General features: G+C 74.5%; 20 protein-coding genes and 1 pseudogene. 10 read left to right on the forward strand and 11 right to left on the reverse strand.

The features are described from left to right. Positions 1 to 58 precede the first annotated feature (58 nt). The 5 genes from ACZ6Y7_RS13925 to ACZ6Y7_RS13945 form a co-directional block, all read right to left on the reverse strand. Entirely contained in the window at positions 59 to 1,786 is a 1,728-nt protein-coding gene (locus ACZ6Y7_RS13925) for an ABC transporter family substrate-binding protein (RefSeq protein ID WP_465758136.1), read from the reverse strand. Positions 1,787 to 1,903: 117 nt separating this feature from the next. Further along, the gene (locus tag ACZ6Y7_RS13930) at positions 1,904 to 4,288 is read right to left on the reverse strand and encodes a peptidoglycan binding domain-containing protein (RefSeq protein WP_465758137.1); all 2,385 of its coding nucleotides are present in this window, start codon (positions 4,286 to 4,288) and stop codon (positions 1,904 to 1,906) included. A 243-nt stretch (positions 4,289 to 4,531) separates the two neighbouring features. Then, complete coding sequence (locus ACZ6Y7_RS13935) at positions 4,532 to 4,990, reverse strand: DUF6113 family protein (RefSeq protein ID WP_465758138.1); 459 nt, start codon at positions 4,988 to 4,990, stop codon at positions 4,532 to 4,534. Beyond that, complete coding sequence (gene mshB, locus ACZ6Y7_RS13940) at positions 4,987 to 5,895, reverse strand: N-acetyl-1-D-myo-inositol-2-amino-2-deoxy-alpha-D-glucopyranoside deacetylase (protein WP_465758139.1); 909 nt, start codon at positions 5,893 to 5,895, stop codon at positions 4,987 to 4,989. The genes ACZ6Y7_RS13935 and mshB overlap by 4 nt, the downstream gene beginning before the upstream one ends. 31 nt (positions 5,896 to 5,926) lie before the next feature. Then, on the reverse strand, positions 5,927 to 6,121 hold the full coding sequence (locus ACZ6Y7_RS13945; RefSeq protein ID WP_402219191.1) for a DUF2304 family protein: 195 nt from the start codon (positions 6,119 to 6,121) through the stop codon (positions 5,927 to 5,929). A 318-nt stretch (positions 6,122 to 6,439) separates the two neighbouring features. On the opposite strand from ACZ6Y7_RS13945, the gene ACZ6Y7_RS13950 reads away from it, so the two are divergent. From ACZ6Y7_RS13950 to ACZ6Y7_RS13975, 6 genes and pseudogenes are all read left to right on the forward strand, one after another. Continuing rightward, positions 6,440 to 8,593 carry a S9 family peptidase gene (locus tag ACZ6Y7_RS13950; RefSeq protein ID WP_465758140.1) on the forward strand — a complete coding sequence of 718 codons (2,154 nt, stop codon included), beginning with the start codon at positions 6,440 to 6,442 and terminating at the stop codon, positions 8,591 to 8,593. A gap of 257 nt (positions 8,594 to 8,850) precedes the next feature. Beyond that, positions 8,851 to 9,741, forward strand: a pseudogene (locus ACZ6Y7_RS13955) (ABC transporter ATP-binding protein); the annotation flags it as partial. Beyond that, positions 9,738 to 10,460 (forward strand): ABC transporter permease, encoded by a 723-nt coding sequence (locus ACZ6Y7_RS13960; protein ID WP_465758141.1) that lies wholly within the window; start codon positions 9,738 to 9,740, stop codon positions 10,458 to 10,460. The pseudogene ACZ6Y7_RS13955 and the gene ACZ6Y7_RS13960, both read left to right, overlap by 4 nt. An 8-nt stretch (positions 10,461 to 10,468) precedes the next feature. Further along, a complete protein-coding gene (locus tag ACZ6Y7_RS13965) occupies positions 10,469 to 11,770 on the forward strand; it encodes a sensor histidine kinase (protein ID WP_465758142.1) in 1,302 nt (433 codons plus the stop codon). A 54-nt stretch (positions 11,771 to 11,824) separates the two neighbouring features. After that, entirely contained in the window at positions 11,825 to 12,007 is a 183-nt protein-coding gene (locus ACZ6Y7_RS13970) for a hypothetical protein (RefSeq protein ID WP_465758143.1), read from the forward strand. A 13-nt stretch (positions 12,008 to 12,020) separates the two neighbouring features. Next, positions 12,021 to 12,371 (forward strand): hypothetical protein, encoded by a 351-nt coding sequence (locus ACZ6Y7_RS13975; RefSeq protein ID WP_465758144.1) that lies wholly within the window; start codon positions 12,021 to 12,023, stop codon positions 12,369 to 12,371. Between the two features lie 115 nt (positions 12,372 to 12,486). On the opposite strand, the gene ACZ6Y7_RS13980 is transcribed toward ACZ6Y7_RS13975, so the two are convergent. Then, on the reverse strand, positions 12,487 to 12,987 hold the full coding sequence (locus ACZ6Y7_RS13980) for a GNAT family N-acetyltransferase (protein WP_465758145.1): 501 nt from the start codon (positions 12,985 to 12,987) through the stop codon (positions 12,487 to 12,489). Further along, positions 12,981 to 13,922 (reverse strand): helix-turn-helix domain-containing protein, encoded by a 942-nt coding sequence (locus ACZ6Y7_RS13985; protein WP_465758383.1) that lies wholly within the window; start codon positions 13,920 to 13,922, stop codon positions 12,981 to 12,983. Before ACZ6Y7_RS13985 ends, ACZ6Y7_RS13980 begins: the two co-directional genes overlap by 7 nt. Positions 13,923 to 14,028: 106 nt before the next feature. On the opposite strand from ACZ6Y7_RS13985, the gene ACZ6Y7_RS13990 reads away from it, so the two are divergent. Then, entirely contained in the window at positions 14,029 to 14,658 is a 630-nt protein-coding gene (locus ACZ6Y7_RS13990; protein ID WP_465758146.1) for a response regulator, read from the forward strand. Positions 14,659 to 14,720: 62 nt separating this feature from the next. Here the strand turns inward: ACZ6Y7_RS13990 and ACZ6Y7_RS13995 are convergent, their stop codons facing one another. Then, positions 14,721 to 15,629, reverse strand: coding sequence for a transglutaminase family protein (locus ACZ6Y7_RS13995; RefSeq protein WP_465758147.1), 909 nt, complete (start codon positions 15,627 to 15,629; stop codon positions 14,721 to 14,723). A 96-nt stretch (positions 15,630 to 15,725) separates the two neighbouring features. Further along, on the reverse strand, positions 15,726 to 16,739 hold the full coding sequence (locus ACZ6Y7_RS14000; protein ID WP_465758148.1) for a GNAT family N-acetyltransferase: 1,014 nt from the start codon (positions 16,737 to 16,739) through the stop codon (positions 15,726 to 15,728). 130 nt (positions 16,740 to 16,869) lie between these two features. Here ACZ6Y7_RS14000 and fdxA point away from each other — a divergent pair, with 130 nt between their 5' ends. Together fdxA and dapC are read left to right on the forward strand one after the other, a co-directional pair. Further along, entirely contained in the window at positions 16,870 to 17,196 is a 327-nt protein-coding gene (gene fdxA / locus ACZ6Y7_RS14005; RefSeq protein WP_465758149.1) for a ferredoxin, read from the forward strand. A gap of 20 nt (positions 17,197 to 17,216) precedes the next feature. Further along, positions 17,217 to 18,365, forward strand: coding sequence for a succinyldiaminopimelate transaminase (gene dapC, locus ACZ6Y7_RS14010; protein ID WP_465758150.1), 1,149 nt, complete (start codon positions 17,217 to 17,219; stop codon positions 18,363 to 18,365). Positions 18,366 to 18,466: 101 nt separating this feature from the next. On the opposite strand, the gene ACZ6Y7_RS14015 is transcribed toward dapC, so the two are convergent. After that, positions 18,467 to 19,270, reverse strand: coding sequence for a hypothetical protein (locus tag ACZ6Y7_RS14015; RefSeq protein WP_465758151.1), 804 nt, complete (start codon positions 19,268 to 19,270; stop codon positions 18,467 to 18,469). 305 nt (positions 19,271 to 19,575) lie between these two features. Then, positions 19,576 to 20,640 (reverse strand): VldE C-terminal domain-containing protein, encoded by a 1,065-nt coding sequence (locus ACZ6Y7_RS14020; protein WP_465758152.1) that lies wholly within the window; start codon positions 20,638 to 20,640, stop codon positions 19,576 to 19,578. A gap of 133 nt (positions 20,641 to 20,773) precedes the next feature. On the opposite strand from ACZ6Y7_RS14020, the gene dapE reads away from it, so the two are divergent. Further along, the gene (gene dapE / locus ACZ6Y7_RS14025; protein ID WP_465758153.1) at positions 20,774 to 21,850 is read left to right on the forward strand and encodes a succinyl-diaminopimelate desuccinylase; all 1,077 of its coding nucleotides are present in this window, start codon (positions 20,774 to 20,776) and stop codon (positions 21,848 to 21,850) included. Positions 21,851 to 21,868: the final 18 nt, after the last annotated feature.

The raw sequence follows: 21,868 nt of genomic DNA on the forward strand, positions 1-21,868 counted from the left end.
GCTCGCCCGGCTCGCCCGGCTCGCGCTGCCCGTCTGGCCCGCCCGGCGCGCCCGGCGGCTACTGCGGCTGCTTCACGAAGCCGACGTTCTCCCAGACGATGTCCGACAGGCCCTGCGCGCCGATGTTGGCGAGGTCGGCGCGGGCGCCGTACAGCTGCGGGCGCTGGTAGAGCGGCAGCACGCCGGCCACCTTCCAGAGCTCGCCGTCGGCCTGGTTGATCGCCTCGGAGACGGCGGCCGCGTCGGCCGCGGCGGCGGCCCGGTCGAGCGCGCCGTCGGCCGCCGGGCTGCCCGCGCCGGTGTGGTTGGTGCCGCCGTTCTGGGCGAAGTTGGCGCGGCTGCCGCTGGCCGGGAAGGGCGTGCCGATCAGCGAGTAGGCGGTGAGGTCGAAGTCGTTGCGGTTGATGTACTTGTCGAAGAACTCGTTGGCGGCGGCGGTCACGGTGGTGACCTTGATCCCGACGTCCTTGAGCATCTTGGTGGTGTTCGCGGCCTCGTTCTGGGCCGGGGTGACACCGGCCGGGACGACCATCCGCAGGTTCAGCTCGCGGCCGTCCTTCTTCCGTACGTCGCCGTCGAGCTTCCAGCCGGCCGCGTCCAGCTTGCGGGCAGCCTCGGCGGGGTCGTAGCGGGCCAGGCCCAGGGAGTTGTCGCGGTAGCCGTTCTGGTTGGCGACCAGCAGGTGGTTGTTGAGCGGGACGGCGGGCCAGTCCAGGCCGTTGAGGTCGGCGCGGATGACGGCGTCCCGGTTGATCGCCTGGAACACGGCCTGGCGCACGGTCGCGTCGCTCAGCGCGGGGGTGCGGGCGTTCAGGGTGAGCTGGCGGAAGTCGGGGCCGCCGGCCCGGCGGACGACGGCGCCCCTGGTGTTCCGGATGGTCTGGTAGCCGGCCACGTCCGGACCGTTGTCGACCAGGTCGAGCTGCCCCTTCGCGAAGGCGGCGGCCATCGCGTCGGGGAGCATCGCGTGGAAGACGATCCGGTCCAGCATCGGCTTGTCGCCCCACCACGCCGGGTCGGCGACCAGGGTGACGGTCTGCGCGGCGCGGTCGAGCTGTTCGACCTTGAACGGGCCGGCGGTGACCGGTATCGCGTCCAGGTAGGCGGTGTTGAACAGCTCCGGGGTGGAGATCCGGCCGGCCGGCAGCAGCGGGGCGTTGCCGGCGCCGTTGAACATCGACTGCCACTCCGAGAACGGCCGGTCGAAGGTCATCACGGCCTGGAAGTCGTCCTTGCCGCGCTCGACCGAGGAGACCAGCTCGAAGCCGGTGGTGCTGGACGGCTTGTACGCCGGGTCCTTGCCGTTCAGGGCGCGCCAGTTGGCCTCGATGTCCCGCCAGGTGATCGGGGTGCCGTCGGACCAGTGCGCCTTCGGGTTGAGCGTCCAGGTGACCACCTGCCGGCCGTCCTTCAGCTCGGAGTGCGCCTCCTGGAGGTAGGCGGGGTTGACGGTCTGGGCGCCGGCCGCGTCCGAGCGGAAGAAGGTCGGCAGCAGCGGCTTGGTGACGGCGATGGTCGAGGACTCGTTGCCGTCGTTGTGGATCGGCGACCACTGGTGGGAGAACTGGGTGATCGCCAGGTTCAGGGTGCCGCCCTGGCGCAGTCGGGCGCGGTCGTGCGGGTTGATGTCGACCGAGGTGAGCTTGGGCGTCGAGGGGGCGGACGGCAGGGCGTCGGCGTCGGCGTCGCCCTGGCCGGAGGCGCAGGAGCAGAGTGCCAGCGAGAGGGTGAGGGCGGTGAGGCCGGCGAGCAGGGCCGTCCCGTGGTGCTGGAGGCGGCGGGCCATCGGCGTGCTCCCGAGGTGGATGTGACGGAAGGTGTGGCGTCACATCTTGGTGACCGGGAGGGTGAGTTGTCGAGGGGCGGGACCGGATGCGGCCCCGCCCCCGACGGCGGCGGTGCGTCAGACGGCGAACTTGAAGGTGCGGTCCTTGTCGCCGGTCTTGTCGAAGACCGAGGCGACGCCGTCCGCGACATCCTGCGGGGTGATCGCGGCGAGCTGGCCGTTCTTCTTGACCTTCACCTTGTCGAACACGTTGCCCAGCTGGGCGGCGAGCGCGTCGAGGTCCCACTTGGGCACGATCTTGCCCGAGGCGTCCGGGACCAGAGTGAGCGCCTTGGCGGCCGTCTTCGCGCCGAAGTCCCAGGTCTTGGTGCCGGCCACGACGTGCACCTTGCCGGCGGCGATCTGCTTGCCGAGGCCGTCGGCCGCGGCCTGCAGGGCCTGGGCGGAGACCTTCGGCTGGGCGGCCGTGACGGCGAGGGCGATCGGCTGGTCGGGCTTGCCGGCCGCGCGGTCGCGGTAGGCCTGCTCGATGGCGTCCACGGCGCTCGCCGAGTCCACCGCCTGGCCGGCCCGTCCGGGGACGACGACCGGCTCGCCGTTGTCGCCGAACTTGACGTAGCCCTCCTGCAGGCCCTGGCCGGACCCGGCGGCCAGCGAGTCGAGGGCGGCCTTGAGCTTGGCCCGGTCGACCTTGACCTCCGGCGCGACGGCCTTGCTGCCGCCCTGGAGGGACTTGATGACGTCGACCGGGTTGTAGCTGTGCTGGGCCAGACCGTCCACCGTGGCGGTGGTGTCGAAGCCCAGGCCGGCGACCGTCGGGTCGAGGTCCACGGCCTGGTCGCCGATCTTCAGCTTGAGCGGCTGCTGACCGGCCTTGCCCACCGACTCGTCCAGGGTGTGGATCGCCTGGTCACGGCTGTCGCCCCCGATGTCGGTGCCGAGCACCACGGTGCCCTTGGGCACGTCGGACTGGTTGAGCATCAGACCGGTGCCGTACGCGGCGGCGCCGAGGAACAGCACGCCGGCGATGCCGTAGACGCCCAGCTTGACCAGCTTCTTGCCGCCGCCCCGCTTGGCCGTGGCCGGCGCCTTGGCGGACTCGGCCTTGGCCGGTGCCGGGGCGGGCGCCGGTGCGGGGGCGGGTGCGGGAGCGCCCTTGGCGCCGTCGGGCCGGGGGCCGGCGGCCGGCAGCGGGGTGACTGCGGTGGCCTCGGGGTCGAGGCCGGACTGCTGTGCGCGGCCGGGCTGCGGACCGGCGCCGGGGGCGCCGGGGAAGAGCCCGCCGGGGGCCGCCGGGGCGGCGGGGCCGTCCTGGCCGGGGGCGGCCGGACGCGGCTGGCCGGCGAACGGGTCGGTGCCGGTCGGCGCCGAGGCGAACAGGCCCGGCTGCGGGCGGCCGTCGCCGCCGCGCCGGCCGTCGTCGTGGGGCAGGCCGGGTATCCCGGCCGGCGGGGTGTTCGTACGGATCGGCGCGAAGCCGTCGACCGAGGTGTCCTCGGGGTTCGGCTCGGCGGTCGGCGCGCCCTGCGGGCCGTTCGGGCGGCCGTTCGGCTGGAAGCCGCCCCGCGGGCCGGGCTGCTGCGGGCCGCCCGGGCGGGGGCCGTTCTGCTGCGGCCGGTTCTGCTGCGGCCGGTTCGGCTGGGTACCGTTCTGCCGCGCGCCGTTCTGTCGGGCGCCGTTCTGCCGGTCGGCGCCGCCGCGCGGGCCGCGGGTGCCGGCGTCGGGGCCGGGGGTCGGGGCGAACGGGTCGGCGACGGGCGCGAACGGGTCCGCGGGCTCGTAGACGCCGGGCTCCTCCGCCGGGGCGGCGGCGCGGCGCGGCGCGGCGGGCGCCGAGGGAGCGCCCGGGTTGGGCGACGTGCCCTGGGCGGGCACCGGACGGCCGCCCGGGGCGCCGTTGGCGCGGGCGGCGGCTCCGCCGGCCGGACGGGCGGCCTGCGGCCGCGGTTCGGCGGCACCGGGCCCGGCCGGGGCGGTGGGCGCGCTCGGGGCGCCGGCCGCGACGGCGGCCGGGGCGGGCTCGGCGGCCGGGGCCTTCTTGGCGCGCGGCCGGAACCAGGCACCGGTGGACTCGGACTCCGAGGTCGCCGGCGGGATCGGCGGGATCTGCCACTCCGGCGGCAGGTTCGGCGGGGTGGCCGTGCCGCTGCCGCCCTCCATCACCCCGAGGACCGGCGAGGCGGGTGCCTGACGGTGCCGCGGGCCGCCCTGCTCGGGGGCCTCCTCGGCCGGGCCGTCCTCGTTCTTGACGGCACTGCGGACGACGACCGGCGGGATCGGACGCGAGCCGGGGATGTTGATCCGGACCCGGGTGGTCAGGGTGGTCTCGGTCTTCGGACCGTCGTCCTCGCCGCCCGACGCGGCGCCCTGGCCGGCGCCGGCCGCGGCCCGCTCGCCGCCGGGGAGCCCGGGCGTGCCGTAGGGCGGGGTGCCCGACGGGTAGGCGTCCGGGCCCGTGCGCCGAGGCGTCGGGTGGGCGTTGTCAGATTCGCGGCTGCTCAATGCTGCTCTGCTCCGGGTTCGCGGGCGGGCCGTGCGGCGCGACCGCGGTTCGTGGTCGCCGGGCCCGGCTGGGGCGGGCGGCGGTCGGGTACGGCGTTCTGCGGGACCACCATACTGGGAAGAACTGAGCGGTGAACGGCTTCGGACAGATCCTGATACGTCCGGTTCCTCCGGTATGAGAGTAAGGCCGTGTGCTCCTGACTGCGCGTCGTACGGGGTACCGTACGCAGCGCTCCGCCGGGCTCAGCGCGGTGGGCCGGGCACCCCGGGGAACCAGCTGGTCCGGGTCGGCAGGGTGGCGCAGATCACGCCCAGCACCGAGCCGGCGAACAGCCAGGCCAGCGAGGTGGCGTTGGACCACAGCACGTTGTCGCCCTCCGGCCGGGGCACGATCAGCAGCACCATCGCCAGGAACCACCCGGCCGCGGGCATGCCCGCGCCGAGCCGGGTGCCGGTGATCCGCAGGCCGGCGTAGAAGGTGGCGGCGGTCGCGGCCAGCGCCAGCAGGACTCCCACCGGCGGCCACAGGGCCTGCACAAAGGATCCGCAGACCGACACCGCGATGCCCAGCAGGAAGAACAGGACATACGCCGCGATCCGGGCGGGGCGCGGGGGTTGGGCCTCGGCCAGCCGCTGCTCGCGGGTGCCGAGGACGGTCGCCGCGATCGAGCGGCGGGGTGTCCGGGCGGCGGGCTTGCTCATCGTGCGTCCTCCCCGGCGCTCGCGGCGGTGTCGTCGAGGCCCGCGAAGAGGTCGTCCTCCGGGTGGCCCGGGCCCGCCTGGCCGCGCACCAACTGGTAGTACTCGGTGGCGAACAGGGGCTGGGCGAGGTGGTTGGAGAGCGCGAAGAAGGCGCCGTCCACGGTGATCTGGGTGGCGTGCGCGGCCAGCGCGGCGGTCTTGCGGTCGACGTACGCGGCGCCGTCCAGCTCGGTGGTGACCACCTCGTCGGCGACCACGCCGGGGACGTCGGACGGCTGGGCGACGCCCGGGAAGGACGCCTTGACGGCGGCTTCGGCGAGACCGGCCTCGATCACCGAGCGCGGCATCCGGTTCCAGTACACCTTGGCGATCCGCCAGGCCGGGCCCAGGTCGGGCCGGTGCGCCGGATCGCCGGCCAGCTCGTAGGCGCGCATCGCGACGCGGTGCGCCTGGATGTGGTCGGGGTGCCCGTAGCCGCCGTTCTCGTCGTAGGTGACCAGGACCTGCGGCCGCGTCTCGCGGACCACCGCGACCAGGTGGTCGGCGGCCTCGTCCACGTCCGCCTGCCAGAAGCAGCCGGGCGCGTCGTTGTCGGGCACGCCCATCATGCCGGAGTCGCGGTAGCGCCCCGGTCCGCCGAGGAAGCGGTGGTCGGTCACGCCGAGGGCGCGCATCGCCTCGGCGAGCTCGCCGATCCGGTGCGGGCCGAGGGTGTCGTCCCGATCGGCCGTCAGATGGGCCAGCTCCGGGGGGATCACCTCGCCGCCCTCGCCGAGGGTGCAGGTCACCAGGGTGACCCGGGCGCCTTCGGCGGCGTACCGGGCCATCGTGGCGCCGTTGCCGATCGACTCGTCGTCGGGGTGCGCGTGCACCAGGAGGAGTCGGCGGCCGGTAGTCGCGGTCATGGGAGGAAGCCTAACCACCGGCCGGGTGGGGTCAGAGCTTCAGGCCGTTGATCATCCCGGCGAGGTTGCTGGTGACCTGGCTGATCGACGGGGCGATCGAGCTGGAGGCCAGGTAGAAGCCGAGCAGCGCACAGACGATCGCGTGCGCCAGCTTCAGTCCGTTGCGGCGGATCAGCACCACCACGATGACCAGCATCAGCACGGCTGCGGAGATGTTCATGGCCATGTCGGCTCACACCCCTTCTCTCGGGCGCGCCGCCTCCCGGGGAAGGCGGCGGTGGGGACGGTGCGGGACTGGGGGCTGCGGGCGGCCGGGGCCCGGGACGGGGCCGACGATCACTCGCTCGACCAGTCATACCCGATGGGTAAGGGGAGCATTACATTCAGTGAGTCCGCGCGCGCCGGGACACGGGGGCACTCGCGGGGCGCATGGGCCGGTCGGAGGGGGTTTGGACCTCTTTGGGGCGTACTTGACGGTGATGCTCCGAACGAGTGATCACCAGCCTCCGGGCAGGGGCGGTTCGGCGTCGTAGGGTCTGGTGCCATGACCTCCCACACCCCTGCGGACACCTTCCCCCGGCAGTACGCGCGGACCCTGCGCTACACCGTCGGCGCGCCCCGCTCCTTCTCCGTCGCACCGGACGGCTCACGGGTCGTCTTCCTCCGCTCCCGCTCCGGCAGCGACCGGGCCAACCTGCTCTGGACCCTCGACACCGCCACCGGCGAGGAGCGGATCGCCGCCGACCCGGCGGTCCTGCTCGGCGGCGGCGAGGAGGACCTCTCGCCGGCCGAGCGGGCCCGCCGCGAGCGCAGCCGCGAGGGCTCGGCCGGCATCGTCGGCTACGCCCTGGACGCGGCCGGGACGCTGGCCGCCTTCGCCCTCTCCGGCCGGCTCTTCACCGCCGACCTGGTCACCGGCGCCACCGCCGAACTGCCCGCCCGCGGCCCGCTGCTGGACCCGCGGCCCGCCCCGGACGGCAGCTGCGTCGCGTACGCCAACACCGCCGGAGAGCTGCGGCTGACCCGGGCCGACGGCAGCGGCGACCGGGTGCTCGCCGAGCCGGACGGCCCGAACGTCACCTGGGGACAGGCCGAGTTCATCGCACAGGAGGAGATGGACCGGGACCGCGGCTTCTGGTGGTCCCCGGAGGGCGACCGGCTGCTGGTCGAGCGCGCCGACGACAGCCCGGTGGGACGCTGGTGGATCGCCGACCCGGCGAACCCGCAGCGCGAGCCCGCCGAGGTCGCCTACCCGGCGGCCGGCACCGCCAACGCCGAGGTCGGCCTCTGGCTGTTCGACCTGGACGGCGGGCGCACCGAGGTGGTCTGGGACCGCACGGCCTTCCCCTACCTCGGCCGGGTGCACTGGTCGAAGGGCGGCGTGCCGCTGCTGCAGGTGCAGTCCCGCGACCAGCGCAGCCGGCTGATCCTCGGTCTGGACGTGGCCACCGGCAGCACCGAGGTGCTGCACGAGGAGCACGACGACGCCTGGCTGGAGCTGTTCCCCGGCGTCCCGGCGTGGACCCCGGACGGCAAGCTGGTGCGGATCTCCGACGAGGGGGGCGTCCGGGCGCTGGTGGTCGGGGACCAGACCGTCACCGGGGCGGACCTGCACCTCAGGTCCGTCGTCGCCGTCACCGAGGACGAGGTCTTCTTCAGCGCCTGCGGCGGCGCCGCCGAGACCGACCCCGAGCCCGGCTGGATCGCCGTCGGCCGGATCAGCCACGACGGCAAGCGGCTCGGCTGGGAGTCCGCCAACGGGCGGCCGTTCACCTCCGTCACCAGCGCCGTGCACGGCGGCGGGATCACCGTCCGGGCCACCGCCGAGCCGGACCTGCCCGGCACCCTGGTGCGGGTCGCCCGCGACCTGCCCGAGGGCCTGGCGGTCGACGACGTGGCCACCATCGCCTCGTACGCCGAGACCCCGGTGATCACCGCCCGCCCGGTGTTCCGCTTCGCCGGCGAGCGCCGGATCCCCGCGGCCGTCTTCCTGCCCACCGGGTACGACCGCGAGCGCGACGGCCTGCTGCCCGTCCTGATGGACCCGTACGGCGGTCCGCACGGGCAGCGCGTCGTCCAGGCGCACAACCCGCACCTCAACTCCCAGTGGTTCGCCGACCAGGGCTTCGCGGTGATCGTCGCGGACGGGCGCGGCACCCCGGGGCGCGGGCCGGCCTGGGAGAAGTCGATCGCCTTCGACTTCGCCGGGGCCACCCTGGACGACCAGGTGGAGGCGCTGCACGCGCTCGCCGGGGAGTTCCCGCTGGACCTCGGCCGGGTCGCCATCCGCGGCTGGTCGTACGGCGGCTACCTCGCGGCGCTCGCCGTGCTGCGCCGCCCGGACGTCTTCCACGCGGCCGTCGCCGGCGCCCCCGTGACGGACTGGGCGCTCTACGACACCCACTACACCGAGCGCTACCTGGGCGACCCGGCCGAGCGGCCGGAGGTGTACGCCGCCAACTCGCTGAACGGGTACGCGGCCGGGCTGGAGCGCCCGCTGATGATCATCCACGGGCTGGCGGACGACAACGTGGTGGCCGCGCACACCCTGCGGCTCTCCTCGGCGCTGCTCGCCGCCGGGCGCCCGCACACCGTGCTGCCGCTGTCCGGCGTCACCCACATGACGCCGCAGGAGGAGGTCGCGGAGAACCTGCTGCTGCTCCAGGTCGACTTCGTGCGGCGCGCACTGGGCGAGTGACGCCGGCCTGACCGGGGAAACCGCCCCTGACCAGCCCTTTCGCGGCCGGTACCCGATGACGCGGGTACCGGCCGCCGGCATGACATCCGTCATACCGAAGGCACGACGGCGGACACTGCCGCCGCGGCCCGCCCGCGCGGGACCCTGAGGTGGTGCGAACAGCACCGGAGACGACACCATCAGGGAAGAGGAGCCGGGCGATGGACACCGAGGTGGCCGCCTTCCGCGGCGTGGGCAAGAGCTACGGGCGGGTGCGCGCCGTGGACGGACTGGACCTCGTGCTGCGGCCGGGCGAGACCGTCGCCCTGCTCGGCCCGAACGGCGCCGGGAAGTCCACCAGCCTGGACCTGCTGCTCGGACTGCGCGAGCCCGACCAGGGCAGCGTGACGCTGTTCGGCGGCACCCCGCGGGCGGCGATCGAGACCGGACGGGTCGGCGCCATGCTGCAGAGCGGCGGGCTGATGTCCGACGTCAAGGTGCGCGAGCTGGTCAAGCTCGCCTGCGACGTGCACCCGCGCGGCCGGTCGGTCGCGGAGGTGCTGACCGACGCCGGGATCGCCGAGCTGGCGGAGCGCCGGGTCGACAAGCTGTCCGGCGGCCAGGAGCAGCGCGTCCGCTTCGCCCTGGCGATCGCCGGCGACAACGACCTCATCGTGCTGGACGAGCCCACCACCGGCATGGACGTCGGCGTCCGGCAGTCGTTCTGGGCGAGCATGCGGGCGCAGGCCGACGCCGGGCGCACGGTGCTGTTCGCCACCCACTACCTGGAGGAGGCGGACTCCATCGCCGACCGCGTCCTGGTGCTGCACCGGGGCCGGCTGATCGCCGACGGCAGCTCCGCCGAGATCAAGGCCCGGGCCGGCGCCCGCCGGGTCGCCTTCGAACTCCACGACGCGGACGGACGGTTCGACGAGGCCGCGCTGCGCACCCTGCCGGGCGTGGAGTCGCTGGACGTCACCGCCCGGGTCCCCGGGGTGCGGACGGTGCGGATCCGGACCGCCGACGCCGACGCCACCGTCGCCGGGCTCTACCGGGCGGGCCTGTACCCGCGCGGTCTCGAGGTCACCGGCGTGGGCCTGGAGCAGGCCTTCCTGACCATCACCGGCGAGCTGGACCGGAACGACGCGGCCCTGGAGAGTGCGCGATGACCACCCTGATCAAGCTGGAGATCCTGCGGACCTTCCGCAACCGGCGCTACCTGTTCTTCACCGTGGCCTACCCGGCGCTGATGTACGTCTTCTTCATCCACGCCTACGGCGCCGCCAACCAGGCCGGCGGACTGCCGGTGAAGACCTACTTCATGGTCTCGATGGCCACCTTCGGCGCGGTCGGCGCGGTGCTGACCGGCAGCGCGCAGCGGATCTCGCTGGAGCGCAAGAGCGGCTGGACCCGGCAGCTGCGGCTGACCGCGCTGCCCGGCCGGGCGTACACCGTCGGCAAGATCGCGGCGAGCGCGGTCACCACGCTGCCCTCCATCCTGGTGGTCTTCGCGGTGGGCGCGGCCCAGGGCGTCTCGCTCACCGGGCCGCAGTGGATCGGGCTGGGCGTCGCGTTGTGGCTCGGCAGCTTCGTCTTCGCGGCGCTGGGCGTGGCGCTCGGCTACGCGGCGACGCCGGACGCGGTGCAGCCGATCGTGATGATCACCTACATGGCGATGGCGCTGCTCGGCGGCACCTGGTTCCCGGTGAGCGGCTCGCTGGAGCGGTTCGCCCGGTTCAACCCGGTGTACCTCTACAACAAGCTGGCCACCTTCACCCAGCCCGGGCACTCCCTGGACATGGTCGCGGTCGTCGGACTGGCCGGCTTCCTCGCGGTGTTCGTCGCCGCCGCGGCGACCCTGTACCGCCGCGACACCCGACAGGCATGATGATCCGTATGAGCGACGCGCGCCGGACCCAGAGCCCCGACCGACCCACGGAGGCGGGCCCGGCGCGCGCGTCGTTCATGAACGTGCCCGGATCCCCGGTGGAGACCAGGCGGCAGCTGCTGGTGAAGGTCGCCTGGATGCTGCTGTGGATGATCTACCTGGCCTACCCGGTCAGCCGGCTGGTGAACGGCGTCCACAGCACCGCCGCGCAGGTGCTCGGCTGGAGCTGCCTGGCGTTCTTCGTGGCCGGCTACGTGCTGCTGGTGATCTTCCGCTCGACCCAGGGGATGCGGCCGCGCGCCTGCCAGGCGGTCGTCACGATGATGCTGGTGCTCGCCGTCGCGTGCTCCTTCGTGCTCGGCGAAGCCTTCCTGACCCTGTTCATCTACACCTCGGTGTGCGTCGCGATCGTCACCCCGCCGCGGTACTCGCTGCGCGCCCTGGCCGGCATGGCCGCGCTGATCGCCGCCGTCGGCCTGCTCATCCACGCGAGCACGGACAACATCGCCACCTTCGCGCTGAGCGGGTTCCTCTCCGGCGCCGCGATGACCGGCCTGCAGCGGCTGGTCGCCACCATGAAGGAGCTGCGCGAGGCCCGCGCCGCCGTCGCGCACCTGGCCGCCTCCGAGGAACGGCTGCGGCTCGCCCGCGACCTGCACGACCTGCTCGGGCACTCGCTCTCGCTGATCACCCTGAAGAGCGAGCTGGCCGGGCGGTTCATGGACGCCGGGGCGGACGAGAAGGCGCGGGCGCAGGTCGCCGACATCGAGCAGGTCGCCCGGCAGTCGCTGATCGACGTCCGGGAGGCGGTCACCGGCTTCCGCCGGCCGACCCTGCCGGTCGAACTCGCCGCCGCCCGGACCGCGCTGGCCGCCGCGCAGATCCGGCTGGACGCCGCGCCGGAGCTGGTGGACAGCTGGCCGGGGCTGGCCAACGAGGAGGCGGGCGCGCTGGCCTGGGCCCTGCGCGAGGCCGTCACCAACGTCGTGCGGCACGGCGAGGGCGCCACCGTCTGCACCGTCACGGCGGACGAGAGCTGGGAGGCGAGCGGCGAGCGCTACGCCGTGCTGGAGGTCGCCGACGACGGACGCGGGCCGGGCAAGGCGCAGCCGGGGAACGGGCTCTCCGGGTTGGAGGAGCGGCTGGCGCTGGTCGGCGGGCGGCTGGAGAGCGGCCCGGGGGAGCGGGGGAAGGGCTTCCGGCTGCGGGCCGCGGTGCCGCTGCGGACGGTGTCCGCATCGGCGCCCGGGGCGTCCGGGGCCGCCGTGACCGGCTCGGCCGACGCCGGCCGAGCGGTGCGGAAGGGCTAGACCGAGACCGGGACGGCCGGCGGGGCAGAGCCCCGGGCGGACGACTGGGGGGTGGTGACCAGGCTCTCCACGCTCGCCGGCGCCCGGGCCGCCGCAGCCGGGCCGCCCGGCGTCGGGTACACGGCGTACAGCAGCGCGTACCTGCTGTGGACCGTGCCGCACGGCGTGGTCACGGTGCCCCTGGTCACCGCCGTCGTCGCCCGCTTCCCGCGCGGGGAACCCGACGGCCCGAGCTGATCGTTCCTCCGCCATGTCCTCCGTTCTCATCCTCGGTTTCGACCCGCACGCCGTCCCCGGCATGGACGGTGACGGCATGCGGGCCGTCCTCGACGCCGAACTCGCCCGCTTCGCCGACCACGGCATCCACGCGGCGATGACCCTGGTCGCCCCGGACGACACCGCCGAGGCGACGATCGTCGCCGCGCTCGACGGGCGCGGGTGGGACGTCGTCGTCATCGGCGGCGGCATCCGCAAGCCCGAACCGGCGCTGCCCTTCTTCGAGCTGGTGGTCAACCTCGTCCGCAGGCACGCTCCCGGAGCCGCCATCGCCTTCAACACCAGCGGCGCCGACAGCCTGGAAGCCGCCCAGCGCTGGCTCTGACCCGCCCCCACCTCACCCCACCCCGCCCCACCCTCGCCTCCGGAGCGGCCGGGGCAGGAGCCCGGGCCGGTTCCCGTTCCCGGCCGTTCCCGTTCCCGGCCGTTCCCGCCCGCGGTCACCCCGCGGGGCGCAGGCCCCCGAGGTCGCGGTGGTAGGCGAGGCCGGGCAGGTCGCCGAGCCGGCACTCGTGCGTGAACCGGAAGCCGTTGCGGGCGAGGACGGCCCGCGAGGCGGCGTTGTCGACGGTGGTGGCGGCGGTCAGGCCGGTCAGGCCGTACGCGGTGGCGGCGAGTCGGCAGGCCTGCGCCAGGGCGGCGGAGGCGACGCCGTGCCCGGCGGCGGACTCGGCGACGCGGTAGCCGACCTCGGCGCTGCCCCCGGCCAGATCGACCAGGTTGACCCGGCCGACGAGCTCCCCGGCCGCGTCCCGGACGACGTGGAAGCGGCAGGTGCCCGCGGCCTGTTCGGCGAGCAGGGCGGCGTGACGGGCGGGGAACTCGGCGAAGTAGGCGTCGCCGCGGTCGGGGATGCTGCGGGCGAAGTACGCGCGGTTGGCGCGTTCGAAGGCCAGCAGTTCCTCGGCGTGGTCGGGGCGGAGCGGTTCCAACGTCAGCATCGGGCCAGTCTGGCGCGCAGGGCCTCGATGAACCACTGGAATACCTCCCGCAGGCTCTCCGGGACCGGCCAGCCGTTGATGGTCGCCATCAGGTGCCAGTAGCGCTCGGCGCGCGGGTCGTTCGCGGTCCCGAGGCGGTCGAGCAGCCACCGTCGCAGGGCTTCGTCGTCGGGGCGCCCGAAGGTCTCGGCGTAGGCGGCGGTGAGCGCGTCGAGCACCGGACCGGCCTCGGGGGAGGCCGGCGCGATGCCCGCGGCCGCCGCGGCGCGGATCCGGGAGGTCACCGTCCCGGTGAGCGCGGTGTGCAGGCCGCCGCGGTCGCCGTCGGCCCGCTCGGCGGCCTGCTGCTCGGCCATCTTCCGTACGGCGGTCCGGAAGCCCCGGTCCTGGACGAGTTCGCCCAGTTCGACCCAGGCCTCGACCTGCTCCGGCCGCGGCTCGTCGGGCAGTTCGGGCATCGCCGAGCGCATCATGGCGACGAACTCGGGGTTGGCGTCCAGCCCGCCGAAGGCCTCGTCGATGAAGTCGTGGACGAGGCGCCGGCGTTCGGCGTCCGAGAGCTTGGCGAGCTTGTGCATGAGTCTCATCTCCTCGGTGTCGGAACCGCGTCGGGCGACCGTCCGCAGCACCGCTCGGCGCAGCCGCAGGGTGCGGATCTGCACCTCCAGGGCCTCCGCATGCGCGGCGGCGACCTCCCGCAGCGGGGCCTCCCGACGCAGGACGCGCCGGATGGCCGGCAGCCCGAGCCCGAGCTCGCGCAGGGTGCGGACGAGGTCGAGGCGGGCGAGCGCGTGGACGTCGTACCGCCGGTGGCCCGCGGCGCTGCGGTCGGTGGGCGGTACGAGACCGCTGTCGGCGTAGAAACGGATGGTCTTGACGGTGAGTCCGGTGCGGCGGGCGAGGTCGCCGATCGAGTAGAGCGCGTCGTCGGGCACGCCGTCCGCGCCCGGCACGCCGGGCATGCCGTCCGTGTCGTCCATGAGGCCAACTCTGGCGTCTCCCCCTACGGGAGGAGCAACCCCGCCCTCTAAGGTCGTGGTCATGAACGACACGGACAACGGGGCGTCGATCCGGGTGCTGCTCGCCGAGGATCAGGGGATGGTCCGGGAGGCGCTGGCCGCGCTGCTCGGGCTGGAGGGGGACATCGACGTCGTCGCGCAGGTCGGGCGCGGGGACGAGGTGGTGGCGGCGGTGCTGGCGAACGACGTGCAGGTCGCCGTGCTGGACATCGAGATGCCGGGGATGACCGGCATCGAGGCCGCGGCCGAGCTGCACCGGCGGGCGCCGCGCACCAAGGTGGTCATCGCGACGACCTTCGGCCGCCCCGGGTACCTGCGCCGGGCGATGGAGTCGGGCGCCGACGCGTTCCTGGTGAAGGACGCGCCCGCCTCCGAGCTGGCCGAGGCGATCCGCCGGGTGCTGCGCGGCGAGCGGGTGATCGACCCGGCGCTGGCGGCCGCCGCGCTGGCCGAGGGCGCCAACCCGCTGACCCCGCGCGAGCGGGACGTGCTGGGCGCCGCCGCCGACGGTGCGGTGAACGTGGAGATCGCCAAGCGGCTGCACCTGTCGGAGGGGACGGTCCGCAACTACCTGTCGATGGCGATCCAGAAGACCGAGGCCCGCAACCGCGCCGAGGCGGTCCGGATCGCCCGCGAGAAGGGCTGGCTCTAGGCGTCCGGCAGTTGGCGCGCCCGGCGGGAATCGTCGGACACGCCCTCGGCGCTCTCCGGTGCTCAGTTGAGCCGGTGCCGGGCCGCCCGGGCCTCCTGGCGGACCTTGGTGGCGCCGTCCGGGTCGAAGGCGTCCAGGATCTGCGCGTAGGCGTCCATCTCTGCCGAGCCGCCGAGGAAGTCCCCGGTGCGGACGAGGAGTTCGGCCCGCTCCAGGCGGAGCTGGGCCGGGTGCCGGGGCAGCAGCAGGGCGAGTTCGGTGGCCCAGAGCTGGGTGCGGGCGTGCTCCGGGCGGTCGGCCGCCCAGGCGCGGATGTTGCCGAGCACCCGCAGCACGATGTCCAGCGGCTGGGCCGGGGTGAGCAGATCGGGCGTGAACTCCTGACCGGCGGCGGCGACCAGGCGCTCGACGTCCCCGGGGTCGAGCAGCCGGCCGCCGTGGAACGGGTCGGCCAGCACGTACTCCTCGCCGCCGGCCGGCCCGCCGACGGCGACGATGAAGTGCCCGGGCAGCGCCACGCCGTGGACGGTGAGCCCGGCTCGCCGCCCGACCGCCATCCACACCAACGAGAGCATGATCGGCAGCCCGCGCCGGCGCCGCAGCACCTCGGGCAGCAGCGAGGACTCCAGCCGCCGGTAGTCCGACTGCCGCCCGTGGAAGCGCTCCCGCCCGCCGAGGACGGCGGCGAGCAGGGCGGCGGTCTCCTCCGGCCCGGCGGGCGCCCGCTCGGCGACGGCCTGCCGGACGGCGGCCGCGTGCCGCTCCAGCGCGGCCTCGCAGGCGGCGAGCAGGGCGTCCACGCCCGGCGGCTCGCCGGGATCGCCCGGGTCGAGTGCCGGGCCGTGTTCGGCGGCGGCGAGCACACAGAGCAGCACCGGATCGGGCTGTTCGGCGCGGGCGGCGGTCCGGAAGCGGTCTCTGCTCTGCTCGGTCACGGTGACGGCGACGGCTTTCGTACGGCGGACGGACAAGACGGGGAACGGCGGTCGGACAAGCGGACAAGCGGAAAAGCAGACGAACGGACGGGCGGGGCGACGGGCCGGCCGGCGGACGGACCGCCCCGACCGCTACCCCTGGGGAAGGAGCGCGTAGTGGTAAGTGTGACTGGTCGTGAAGCCGAGTCCGTCATAGAGCGCGATCGCCCCCGCGTTCTCCCCCTCGACCTGCAGGTATCCGCCGCTCGCCCCCTCCTCGGCCGCACGCGAGGCGAGCACCGCCATGACCGCCGTCCCCAGCCCGGCCCGCCGGGCGTACGGCTGGACCTCGATCGCGCCGAAGCACGCCCACGGACCGTCGATGACGCAGCGTCCGATCGCGAGCGGCGGCTGCCCGGGCGCGCCGGGCACGGCGGCGAACCAGACCGAAGGACCGCCGTGCAGCACCGTGCGCGCCGCCTCCTCGACCGTCGGGTCGCCGCTCACCCGCCGGTACAGCGACAGCCACGCCGCGTCGGCCGTGCGCGCCAGCCGGACCCGCTCGTGCCCGCGGCCGGCCCGGGCGAGCCCGGCGAGCGGGACGGTGCGCACCAAGGTGGGCGAGTAGGCGGCGCCGAGCCGGTCGAGTTCGGTCCGCAGCGCCTCCGGCGACCCGGGGGTGACCACCTCGACGTACGCCGGCAGCCCGCGTTCCGCGTACCAGGCCCGGACGGCCGCCAGTGCCCGCGGCAGCGGCATCCCCGGGTCCCCGAGCGCCTGCACGGAGTTGGCCCGCCGGGTGAACCCGGCCGAGGCGCGCAGCGTCCACGCGCCGAGCGCCTCCTGCTCGACGGCGGGCCAGCCGCGTCCCGCGATCCGCTGCAGCTCGACCGGCGTCGCGACCGGCAGCGGAGCGCGCCGGGCGGGAAACGGCGGCACGACCTTGCCCGCGACCAGCAGCTTCTCCGGAAGGAAGACCGGGTCTCCGGACCGCGGTACGACCGTCAACCCGTGATCGTCCCACGATGTGAGCACGCCGATCGCATCCCGGAACACCGGCCGGTCGTCCACGAACTCGGACAGGCGCCGAACGGACACGCGAAGTCCCACGTCAGAGCGATCTATCCGGACCTCCGGACGGCTCTCGACCGGGTTGCCCGTCGTCATCTGGCCACCTCCTGTGCATTTGCGGTCTCCGACCCGCGATACTAGGGGCGGGCATCGACGACGCCGCGCTCACCGCGCACGCGAGCAGAACAGAACGGGCCACCAGGCCCTTCCGAGGAGGAACGACAGCGTGACTTACGTCATCGCGCAGCCTTGTGTCGACGTGAAGGACAAGGCGTGCATCGAAGAGTGCCCGGTTGACTGCATCTACGAGGGCGAGCGATCGCTCTACATCCACCCGGATGAGTGTGTCGACTGTGGCGCGTGCGAGCCGGTCTGCCCGGTCGAGGCGATCTTCTACGAGGACGACACTCCGGAGGAGTGGAAGGACTACTACAAGGCGAACGTCGAGTTCTTCGACGACCTGGGCTCGCCCGGGGGCGCCTCGAAGCTGGGCCTGATCGAGCGCGACCACCCGTTCATCGCCGCTCTGCCGCCGCAGAACGCCGACAACTGACGATCGGTGGCACAGAAGCTGTGAGCAACGACAGCACGCGCGCGCCGTTCCCGGGCCACCCGGGGGCGGCGCGCCGCGTTTCCGACCTCCTGCCGGTCTTCCCCTGGGACAACCTGGAGCCGTACAAGAAGACGGCTCTGGCCCACCCGGGCGGTCTGTGCGACTTCTCCGTCGGCACCCCGGTGGACCCGGTCCCCGAGGTGATCCAGAAGGCGCTGGCCGCACACACCGACACGCCCGGCTACCCGACCGTCTGGGGCCCGCTGGAGCTGCGCGAGTCGATCGCGGGCTGGCTGCAACGCCGGCTCGGCGCCGAGATCGGCCCCGCGGCCGTCCTGCCGACCGTCGGCTCCAAGGAGCTGGTGGCCTGGCTGCCGACCCAGCTCGGCCTCGGCCCCGGTGACCAGGTCGCCTACCCGCGCCTGGCCTACCCGACGTACGAGGTGGGCGCGCGGCTGTGCGGCGCCGAGCCGGTCGAGTACGACTCGGTGGACGAGCTGGACGGCTCCCGGGTGCGCCTGGTCTGGGTGAACTCCCCGTCGAACCCGACCGGCCGGGTGCTCGGCGCCGACGAGCTGCGCCGCACCGTCGAGTGGGCCCGTGAGCACCGCGCGCTGCTGGTCAGCGACGAGTGCTACCTGGAGCTGGGCTGGGAGGCCGACCCGGTCTCCGTCCTGCACCCGGAGGTGTGCGGCGGCGGCCACGAGGGCCTGCTGGCCGTCCACTCGCTCTCCAAGCGCTCCAACCTGGCGGGCTACCGCGCCTCCTTCGTCGCGGGCGACGCGGTGGTGGTCGCGGAGCTGCTGGGGGTGCGCAAGCACGGCGGCATGATCGTGCCCGCCCCGGTCCAGGCGGCGACGGTCGCCGCGCTCGCGGACGACGCGCACGTGGCCGAGCAGCGGGAGCGCTACGCGGCCCGGCGCTCGGCGCTGCGGGCGGCGCTGGAGGCGTACGGCTTCCGGATCGAGCACTCGGAGGCGAGCCTCTACCTGTGGGCGACCCAGGACCGCCCGTGCTGGGAGACCGTCGGCGAACTGGCCGAGCTGGGCATCCTGGTGGCGCCCGGCGACTTCTACGGGCCGGCCGGCGGCCGCTTCGTCCGGGTCGCGTTCACCGCGACCGACGAACGGGTCGCCGCGGCCGTGGAGCGGCTGACCGCGGCCCGCTGAGCAGACGCCGGAGGCCCGGTGTTCCGAGGAGGAACACCGGGCCTCCGGCGTGCGGACCGGCCGTGGTGCGGACCGGCCGAACGCGCGGCGGCGCGCGAGGACTACACCGGCAGGCCGCTGATGCTGCCGCCGTTCACGCCGTTCAGCAGCCCGCCGACCGGGCCGAGCGCGCCGGTGAGGCCGGACAGCGGGTTGTTCGGGCCGAGGTCGGCGCCGCCGAGGCGGTTGGCCGAACCGTGCTCGGCCAGGCCCAGGACGTCGGTGCCGGGCAGACCGCCCGGAACGGCGTGCTGGACCGAGTCCAGCGGCAGCGCGCGCTCCACCGAGCCCAGCGGCAGCGCGTCGGTGACGGCGTTGGTGCCGGGGACGGCGCCGGAGAGCTTGTCGGCGCCCGGCAGGGCCTGGGCGACGGAACCGGCCTGGGAGAGCCCGCCGACCGGGCTGGCACCGGCCTCGGCGCTGCGGGTGCCCATGCCCTTGCCGGTGACGGCCTCGCCGAGCTTGCCGGCCAGCGCCGAGGCGACCTTCGGGGTGACGGCGGAGAGCTGGCCGGTGGTGGCGGCGGTCTGGTCGACCGGGGCGGTCAGCGAGCTGGCCTTCTCGTTCGCCTCGGGGAGCTGGTGGGCGACGATGTTGCCGGCCGCGTCGGCGGAGGCCGGTACGCCCGCCGCGACGGTGGCCGCCCCGGTGGTGCCGGCGGCCTGGCCGAGCTGGTGGGTGGTGTGCTGCAGGGTGGAACCGGTGTCGGTGTTGGTCAGCTGGCCCAGCGGCGCCGCGAGGTCGCTCTTGGGCAGCAGGGCGTCCCCGCCCAGGGCGGACGCGGAGCCGGCCGCGACCAGCGGGGTCGCTCCGGCAGCCACGACCAGCGCGGCCTGAGCGATCCGGCGCGTGAGGGGGTGAGACATGGGGCTCCTCGAAGGGGTCTGGGTGTCCGTCCCGTCCGCCCATGGGACCGGGCGTGGACGACCGGGCGGACGACGTTGTTACCGCTTGAGAAGCCAGAAGGTTTCGGCCGGTGCAAGGAAAGTGCCTGGCGGACCATCGGATCGTATGACCGCGACCAGGACCTCTCCCGGGCCGCGTCGGGCGCCGTCGGACCGGCCCCGGCCAAGGGGAGTGACGGTTCTCCACCTGGGTCGCCGGAACGGGCGGCCGGTCCACCGGAGTTGACCGGAATCACCCGTCCGGCGGCTACCCGTACACCTGTGCGTCAGCCCTTGTCGGACGGGGCCAGGGTGACCTGGACCAGCTTGGTCGAGGTGCCCGAGGTCTGCGGCTGCCAGCCGTCCTCCGACTTGGTCTTGCGCCAGATCTTCCCGTCGTAGGCGACCGTCGCGATGCCCAGCTGCTGGGCCTGGGCGACCGCCCAGTGGGCCACCTCCCAGCCGCTGGCCCGCTCGGCGCTCACCCCGCCGTCGGCGTCCGCGTCCGAGGAGGAGGTCAGCGCGGCGGTGGCCGGGTCCGGGGTCAGGGCGACGGCGTTCTCGGCGCCCTTGATGGTCGAGGCGTAGCCGGTGGCCGGGGTGACGGTGCGGCCGAACTCCCGGCGCACCCGGTCGGACAGCACCTGGGCACGGTCCGGGGCCGCCGCCGGGGTGGCGGAGGCGGAGGCGGTCGCGGTGGGGGAGGAGGAGTCCTCCGGGTCCGGCTTGGCGTAGTCGTGCACGACGCAGGAGAAGGACCCGGGCTCCCGGCCCGCCAGCGCCGAGGTGAGCAGGGTCGCCTTGGTCTCGTGCTTGGCGTACGCCTGCGGGTAGCCGCTCTTTTGCACCGCCTGCGCGGCGTCGGTCAGCGGCAGCCGGGTGTAGCCGGGGACCTTGACCAGCCCGTCCAGGAACTTGTTCGTCGCGTACACCGGGTCCGCGATCTGCGCCGGAGTGCCCCAGCCCATCGAGGGGCGCTGCTGGAAGAGGCCGATCGAGTCCCGGTCGCCGCCCGCCAGGTTGCGCAGCTTGGACTCCTGCATGGCGGTCGCCAGCGAGATCGTGGTGGCCCGGTCCGGCAGCCCGCGGGAGCGGGCCACCGCGGCGATCGTCGCGGCGTTGGCGGCCTGCGGCAGCTCCAGGGTGCCGCTGCCGGCCGCGGTCTTCACCGTGCAGCCCTCGGACTCGCCGGGCTTGAAGCCGAACCACCAGATGCCGACCACGGCCAGCCCCGCGACCAGCGCGAGGCCGAGCAGCCCGACGATCACCATCAGCAGCGCGCGCAGCGGCCCGCGGCGGCGGGCGGGCGCCGTCCCGTCGCCCGGCTCCTCGCTGCTCCTTCTCCTGGCCACCGTCGCCCCTCTCGCGCCTGCTCCTTGATCCGACACCGTACCCACTCGGACGGATGTGCGGCGTCCGTACCGTGTCACAGCACGGCCACGGACGGCCACGCAGGGCGCACGCGGGGCGCACTAGGCTGACGCCATGAGCAGCCCGAACCCGACGCCCCTGGACCTGACCCTCGACGGCGGCGCGCTGACCGCCAGGCTCGTCGACTTCCCCTCGGTGAGCGGCGACGAGCAGGCGCTCGCCGACGCCGTGGAGGCCGCGCTGCGCGGCTACCCGCACCTCACCGTGGACCGGTACGGCAACAACGTGGTCGCTCGGACGAACCTGGGCCGCGCCGAGCGGGTCCTGCTGGCCGGCCACCTGGACACCGTGCCGATCGCCGACAACCTGCCCTCGTACGTCGAGGGCGACCTGCTCTACGGCTGCGGCACCTCGGACATGAAGTCCGGCGTGGCCGTCCAGCTGCGGCTCGCCGCCACCGTGCCCGAGCCCAACCGCGACCTCACCTTCGTCTTCTACGACTGCGAGGAGGTGGAGGCCCACCGCAACGGCCTCGGCCACCTCGCCAAGGACCGCCCGGACTGGCTGACCGCCGACTTCGCGGTGCTCATGGAGCCCAGCGGCGCCATGGTCGAGGGCGGCTGCCAGGGCACCCTGCGGGCGCAGGTCCGACTCAGCGGCGTGCGCGCCCACGCGGCCCGCAGCTGGCTCGGCGACAACGCCATCCACCGCGCCGCCGAGGTGCTCACCCGGCTCGCGCGGTACCAGCCGCGCCGGGTGGAGATCGACGGCCTGGAGTACCGCGAGGGCCTGAACGCGGTCCGGATCGACGGCGGCGTGGCCGGCAACGTGATCCCGGACGAGTGCGTCGTCACGGTCAACTTCCGCTTCGCCCCGGACCGCAGCGAGGCGGAGGCGGAGAAGCACGTCCGCGAGGTCTTCGACGGCTTCGAGGTGACCGTCACCGACTTCGCCCCGGGCGCGCTGCCCGGCCTCTCCCAGCCGGCCGCGCAGGCCTTCCTGGCGGCCACCGGCGGCCAGGCCCGGGCCAAGTTCGGCTGGACGGACGTGGCCCGGTTCAGCGCGCTGGGCGTCCCGGCGGTCAACTACGGCCCCGGCGACCCGAACCTCGCGCACAAGCGGGAGGAGCACTGCTCGCTCAGCGCCATCGCCGAGACCGAGGCGCGGCTGCGCGCCTGGCTGACCGGCTGACCCCCCAGGGCCCCGCAC

It is taken from the genome of Kitasatospora sp. NPDC053308 (assembly GCF_055585785.1).

Excerpts from the sequence above, each read along its gene's own strand:
- ACZ6Y7_RS13925 (WP_465758136.1), bottom strand. The coding sequence starts at position 1,786 with ATGGCCCGCCGCCTCCAGCACCACGGGACGGCCCTGCTCGCCGGCCTC.
- ACZ6Y7_RS13935 (WP_465758138.1), bottom strand. The coding sequence starts at position 4,990 with ATGAGCAAGCCCGCCGCCCGGACACCCCGCCGCTCGATCGCGGCGACC.
- mshB (WP_465758139.1), bottom strand. The coding sequence starts at position 5,895 with ATGACCGCGACTACCGGCCGCCGACTCCTCCTGGTGCACGCGCACCCC.
- ACZ6Y7_RS13945 (WP_402219191.1), bottom strand. The coding sequence starts at position 6,121 with ATGGCCATGAACATCTCCGCAGCCGTGCTGATGCTGGTCATCGTGGTG.
- ACZ6Y7_RS13950 (WP_465758140.1), top strand. The coding sequence starts at position 6,440 with ATGACCTCCCACACCCCTGCGGACACCTTCCCCCGGCAGTACGCGCGG.
- ACZ6Y7_RS13960 (WP_465758141.1), top strand. The coding sequence starts at position 9,738 with ATGACCACCCTGATCAAGCTGGAGATCCTGCGGACCTTCCGCAACCGG.
- ACZ6Y7_RS13965 (WP_465758142.1), top strand. The coding sequence starts at position 10,469 with ATGAGCGACGCGCGCCGGACCCAGAGCCCCGACCGACCCACGGAGGCG.
- ACZ6Y7_RS13975 (WP_465758144.1), top strand. The coding sequence starts at position 12,021 with ATGTCCTCCGTTCTCATCCTCGGTTTCGACCCGCACGCCGTCCCCGGC.
- ACZ6Y7_RS13980 (WP_465758145.1), bottom strand. The coding sequence starts at position 12,987 with ATGCTGACGTTGGAACCGCTCCGCCCCGACCACGCCGAGGAACTGCTG.
- ACZ6Y7_RS13990 (WP_465758146.1), top strand. The coding sequence starts at position 14,029 with ATGAACGACACGGACAACGGGGCGTCGATCCGGGTGCTGCTCGCCGAG.
- ACZ6Y7_RS14000 (WP_465758148.1), bottom strand. The coding sequence starts at position 16,739 with ATGACGACGGGCAACCCGGTCGAGAGCCGTCCGGAGGTCCGGATAGAT.
- ACZ6Y7_RS14015 (WP_465758151.1), bottom strand. The coding sequence starts at position 19,270 with ATGTCTCACCCCCTCACGCGCCGGATCGCTCAGGCCGCGCTGGTCGTG.
- dapE (WP_465758153.1), top strand. The coding sequence starts at position 20,774 with ATGAGCAGCCCGAACCCGACGCCCCTGGACCTGACCCTCGACGGCGGC.